The following is a 6000-nucleotide window of genomic DNA, read 5'->3' as shown; positions in this document are numbered from 1 at the left end:
AATTCAATATGTCTACGAACGTGTCTTCTTTTTATCTTCGCTTGTCTCTCAAAGCGGGTGCAAAAGTAGTGAGTTTATCAGCATTTACAATACTTTTTATCGCTTTTTTTTTAAATATTTTAGCAAATTTTTCTTAACTCTCTGATAATATTAAGTTTGCACTAGAACTTTTTATTTTATATTTTAAGATTTTTCCTATTTTTAATATTTTTCAGCAAAAAAAATATTTTTAAAAACAATATTTATGCATGTTTCGTAACAAATATTCTGTTTTTAAGCGAGACTTGTTAGCTTTTTTTATTTCGTTTAGGAATGAAATCTGAAACATTTGACATTTTTAATCTCTATTTTTACAAGCAGTATAAATGATACTATTATAAGCTTGAAAAATCAAAACCAAAATATTCAACAATTTGAACTTCCTTCTTCTGCAAGAGCAGGAATTATTATTGTTAATATGGAGGATAAAGAAATAGAGAATCACGACGTCTCTAAACCTCATCGGGATGATCATTGTCAATTAATGTTTGCCTTAAACGGAAAGTTTAAATTAAATATTGATTTTGAAATTATAGAATTTTCCGCACCTGCCTTACTTTGTATCTTTCCTGAAGAAGTACATCATATTATAACAGTAGAAAATCCGAATGGATGGATGATTAGTTTTGATTCATCGCTGGTTAATAAAGATCTCCTGCAGCTATTAGAGAATAAAATCAATAATCCATTTTTATTACGAGAAGAATCTCCCTTTTTTCAACAGCTTACAATCTTAATGGATTTAATTGAAAAAGTCCAGTCTGAAAATACAAATACCTACATTCAAAAAAGTATTCATTCTTTATTAATTGCACTTTTAAATTTAATTTCAGGGGAACTCGTTTCTAATTCACCTCTTAGTAAATCCAAAGAAAACCGCAGTATTATCATTAAGGAAACTTTTATAAAACTAACAAAAGAACATTATAAAACATGGAAACAGCCAGCACAGTATGCTTCGGCTCTTTCTATTTCGGCTGCACATTTAAATGATACTGTAAAATCATTAACAGGAAGTCCGGTTTCGGCTCATATTCAAGAGGCATCAATAATGGAAGCCAAAAGACTGCTTTACTTTACAGACAGCAGCGTAAAAGAAATTGCTTATCAGGTTGGTTATGACGAGCCTGTTTATTTTGGAAAACTTTTTAAAAAGTTAACCAACCTTACTCCTCTTGAATTTCGGAAGAAATTCCGTGATTAGGACTATCCTTCCCTTCATTCAAACTACATTAAAGATCATCCTCTAATTAATTTTGCATTGTAATTAATATATAATGATATGCAAAACGAAATCAATATCCCAATCATACTAGATGCAGTACGAAAAGTAGGGAACGTCTTTTTAAAAGACTATAAGCAAAATGCGATTCCACAAACTATGGATGAGCTTTTAAAACAATTAGAAGATATCGATACTTTGTGTCTGAGTTCTTTAAAAGAAGATTTAACGTTGCAGTATCCAAATATTCCCTGGCACATAGGCGACGAGTTTGATACTGATTCACAAAGAAATCCTTCAGACGATGAAGATTACTGGCTTTGCGATGCCATGGATGGTGCTATACAATATCTTCAACATATTGCAGGATGGACTATAAACCTGGCGCTTATTCGTCATGGAAAACCTCTATTTTCTGTAATTTTTGATCCGTTGGCCAATGAAATGTTTTGGGCTAAAGATGGTGAAGGCGCATTTATGAATGGCAAATTACTTGAACTTAGTAACAAGACAGATCAGTCTGTTATGCTTGCTGTTTTTGAGTATGGACATCAGGACAAATCAAATAATGATTTAAATAAAAAAATAGGTACTACGGTCACTAATTTGATTCAGAATTTTGGAATTGTTAGAAATTACGGACCGCACGGATTGCAATTGGCTTATGTTGGTGCAGGCAGAATTGATTTGTTTGTTCAGGAAGATCTCGACACTTATAACTGGATTGCAGGATTGCTTATTGCCAAAGAAGCTGGTGCCAAAATCCTAACAACGACAGGAACTCCATGGAAATGGGGAAGCGAAAGCCTGCTCGTGGCTCAAAAAAGTATTACTGAAAAATATCTGCAAATTAAATCAATAAACTAAATGAATATAGCAATTATAGGAGCTGGAGCAGGAATTGGACTGGAATCTGTTATACTGGCTCTTAAAAAAGGTCACATTGTAACGGCATTATCAACAAATACTGATCAGATTCCAAATCATCCCAATCTTATTAAAATAAATGGCAGCGCAACATCACTAATAGATTTAAAGCATGCCATAACTGGTTCTGAAGCGGTACTTATAACCGTTGGAACAAAAAATAAAAAAGCAACTACGTTATTTTCTGATATTGCCAATGCATTGGTTAAGGTTACTGATGATTTAAAATTTTCTTCACCAGTTTTGGTTATTACAGGTTTTGGAGCGGGAGAAAGTAAAAATTATTTGAGCTTTTTTATGCGAACGGTGATTTCGTTATTCCTAAAAGCCCAATACATCAATAAAACAGTAATGGAAGAAATAATCACCAAAAGCACTATGAAATGGGAAATCATAAGACCTGGAATGCTAACGAACGGAGATGCACAGTCAACTTATAAAACAATATCAGAACTTCAAAAAGGAATGAAAGTTGGAAAAATTTCAAGAGCCGATGTTGCCCAATTCTTAATTACTGAAGCAGAAAATCCATTGAGGCTTTATCAATATGTTGCACTAACAAATTGAATATAAAAAGGAGTAACAGCGTTTGTCCTGTTACTCCTTTTATACATAAAAGAAAGTTCAAAAGAGGATCTGGATTTAAAAAGCTATTTTATTTCCGGAGTTATTATTTGATATTTTCCGCTAAGATGCATTAGACTAAAAAGATACATCAACCCATCATAGTATGGATCAAAATAACCGTCTTCATAAGGTTCTAGTTTAGCATTCCAGACAGCATGAACAAAATCCATACTGGCTTTATCTTTATTTACTAATGATGCCGTAGCTGCAGTTGCCACTAACCCAATTGAATGTCTAAGTTTTTTTACAGAACCTGCCTGAAGAATAAAATCAGGTGTAGAACCATCCAGATTAAACTGATCTTCATAAGTATCTAATCCTTTTGATCTAAGGAAATTTTGAAATCGCTTCGCATAATCTTCCTGCCATTTTTTATCCTTTCCATACCATGTATAATCCATTGCAATATTCATAGGAACACGCCAGGAATCATAACGGAATCCGGGCGGCATCCAGGGCGTTGGATGCGGTTCTCCGTTGAATTCGGTATAATCTGAATTTAGACCTGTTACAGGATGACAGGCTTTATGCAAAAAATTACGCGAAACATCGGCACATTCTTTATAAAACTGTTCATGGCCGTCTTTGGCATATAATGCCCAGATTTCGTAAAATGCAGGAACATGATAAGAAGGATCTGTCCAGTTGTAGCCCCCTCCTTCCGGCACAAAGGAAATCTGCTTGTGTTCGATATTTATAATATTATAGATATTTCCCGTACCGTCTTTTTTCCACATAGCGTCTAATATTCTTCTGGCTTCTTTGTAGTAATCTATTCCAGTAGTATTTCCCCATTTATTAGAAGCAAAAAGCAGACTGGTTATATAATACAATTCTCCATCTGAAGCAGAACCGGGAGAATTCTGTTTTTTAGTCTGCGGATTTACACTCCATGCAAAATAAGCTTCTCGTGGTCCATCCTGATGCTGCATATATTTTACAGACCATCGCCAAAGACGATCAAAAACTTCTTTTTTATCGAGCTGAACAGCAACCATCATTCCGTATGACATTCCTTCGGTACGGGCATCGTTATTTTTGATATCAGAAACATATCCTAACGAATCTCCTTCTTCAAAATATACCTTATTTGGCCCTTCAAAAACATCATAATAGACTTTCGTTAATTTCTTATCAATATCAATTTGACTATAACCCGCTGCTGCAAAAAGATTGCGGTATTGAGGTTTATCTGATTTGTTTTTATTTTGACTAATGGCAAAAGTCGGAGTAACTAAGGCAAAAACGATAATAAAAAGTCGGATTCTAACCAAATATTCATTTGTAGTAATTTGATATACAGTCATATTGTTCAGTTTATTTGTTAGTCTTCTATAAATAATTTAAATATACACAAAAACAACTAACACACAACTGGTTGCGCAAAAATAATATCAATAAACATTAGGATTAAAAATATTTTTTTTATTATAATATAAAAATTTAAAACAACTGGTTGTTTTAAAAATTAATCATTTAATAGATTTATTGAAACAAACTCATGCTTCAAATATGTTAATATAGGCTTCAAAAATGATACACTTTTTTTCAACTTTCAAGCTATTTTTACATTAAACATTCCAAGTAAAATAGAGCAAAATGAAGTGTTATTTTTTTATAGAAATGCGCCTCAAAAATAATCTGCAATTAATATAACAGGATATAAACCTGTAAAAGCAATCCTTAAATATTTATGAGTAATACATCCCAAAAGCTTTCTATACTAGAAAAAACAGGTTACGGTTTAGGTGATTTTGCAGCGAATTTGATTTTTCAGACTCTGCTGACTTTTTTGGCTTTCTTTTATACTGATGTATATAAAATTCCTGCCGGAACAGCAAGCGTTATTATTTTTACGGGAGGTTTTATTGGTGCTTTTTTTAATATCATCATGGGCGTTATTGCTGACCGTACTCAAACCAAATGGGGAAAGTTTAGGCCTTGGATATTATGGACGGCCTTGCCTTTTGGGATTGCTGCTGTGTTGTCTTTTTTAACTCCGGATTTTGGAATAACAGGTAAAACAACTTATGCATTACTGACTTACTTTTTTTTAGTGCTGCTTTATTCCGCAAATAATTTACCGTATGTTGCTTTGAGCGGCGTTTTAACTGGTGATATGAAAGAACGAAACAGTCTTTCCTCCTATCGCTTTGTTGCTGTTATGATAGCTCAATTTATTGTACAGTCGCTTTTACTGCCATTTGTTTTAATTTTAGGAAATGGAGATAAAGCAGTTGGTTTTAAAAACACCATGATACTATTTGCTTTTATTGGAGTAATTTGTTTTCTGATTACTTTTTTCACTACCAAAGAAAGAATCATTCCTGCAAAAAATCAGGAATCTTCAATTAAACAGGATTTTATTGATTTGTCTAAAAATGGACCTTGGCTGGTTATCTTACTGGTTACTATTCTGGTATTTATAACTTTGTCTTTAAAGGGCGGTATGTATGTTTTTTACTTTAAATATTACTTAGATCCCGCAGCTCAGACCATTTTTTTGAATGATATTGGTTTTACAGCTTTTATTGAAAGACTAAATAATTCATTAATAGCAATGGGATTTGTAAATTTTCAATGGCCAAAAGATGCTCCAACTTCTGCTTTTAGTCTTTTTAATGGCGGAGGAATTCTTTTTATGATATTCGGAATCATGTTTTCAAAACCTCTTGCAGATTCATTTGGAAAAAGAAATATTTATATCATCTTCATTTTTTTATCTGCTCTGAGTTTACTCCTATTTAATTTCTACAGCAGAACAGCTATTGCAATGGTTTTTTTGACCCAATTATTACATGGATTTATCTACGGAGTAACTATTCCTTTATTATGGGCTATGATTGCTGATGTGGCTGATTACAGCGAGTGGAAAAACAGCCGAAGAGCTACTGCTACTGTTTTTTCAGCAATGATTTTTGGATTAAAAATTGGAATAAGTATTGGCAGTGCTTTAGGTGCAGCTTTTTTATCTAAATATGGTTATGTAGCCGAAGAAGTGAATCAGGTTCCGGCTGCTGTAGAAGGAATTAAACTTTCAATAAGTATTTATCCGGGCTTTATATTTATTATAAGTGCCATTTTATTATGCTTTAATGTAATAGATAAGAAAATGGAAATTCAAATTGAAACAGATTTGAAGGAAAGAAGAAATTGATTGCAGATTGTAGATTGCAGATTGTAGA

General features: G+C 32.8%; 5 protein-coding genes. 4 read left to right on the top strand and 1 reads right to left on the bottom strand.

Annotation, left to right across the window (positions count from 1 at the left end; genetic code table 11):
- Nucleotides 1-328 precede the first annotated feature (328 nt).
- The 3 genes from B3C18_RS19170 (at nucleotide 329) to B3C18_RS19160 (ending at nucleotide 2755) form a co-directional block, all read left to right on the top strand.
- Complete coding sequence (locus B3C18_RS19170) at nucleotides 329-1243, top strand: AraC family transcriptional regulator (protein ID WP_291150324.1); 915 nt, start codon at nucleotides 329-331, stop codon at nucleotides 1241-1243.
- A gap of 78 nt (nucleotides 1244-1321) precedes the next feature.
- Entirely contained in the window at nucleotides 1322-2128 is an 807-nt protein-coding gene (locus B3C18_RS19165; RefSeq protein ID WP_291150321.1) for an inositol monophosphatase family protein, read from the top strand.
- Nucleotides 2129-2755, top strand: coding sequence for an NAD(P)-dependent oxidoreductase (locus B3C18_RS19160; protein ID WP_291150318.1), 627 nt, complete (start codon nucleotides 2129-2131; stop codon nucleotides 2753-2755). It begins immediately after the preceding gene.
- An 83-nt stretch (nucleotides 2756-2838) separates the two neighbouring features.
- Here B3C18_RS19160 and B3C18_RS19155 read toward each other — a convergent pair whose 3' ends face one another.
- Complete coding sequence (locus tag B3C18_RS19155; protein ID WP_291150313.1) at nucleotides 2839-4122, bottom strand: glycosyl hydrolase family 8; 1284 nt, start codon at nucleotides 4120-4122, stop codon at nucleotides 2839-2841.
- Between the two features lie 386 nt (nucleotides 4123-4508).
- Here B3C18_RS19155 and B3C18_RS19150 point away from each other — a divergent pair, with 386 nt between their 5' ends.
- Complete coding sequence (locus B3C18_RS19150; RefSeq protein ID WP_291150310.1) at nucleotides 4509-5972, top strand: MFS transporter; 1464 nt, start codon at nucleotides 4509-4511, stop codon at nucleotides 5970-5972.
- The last annotated feature ends 28 nt before the right edge of the window (nucleotides 5973-6000 follow it).

This window comes from Flavobacterium sp. UBA7680, assembly GCF_002482975.1.
Classification (GTDB): Bacteria; Bacteroidota; Bacteroidia; order Flavobacteriales; family Flavobacteriaceae; genus Flavobacterium.
This window is presented reverse-complemented; position numbering and strand designations above follow the sequence as displayed.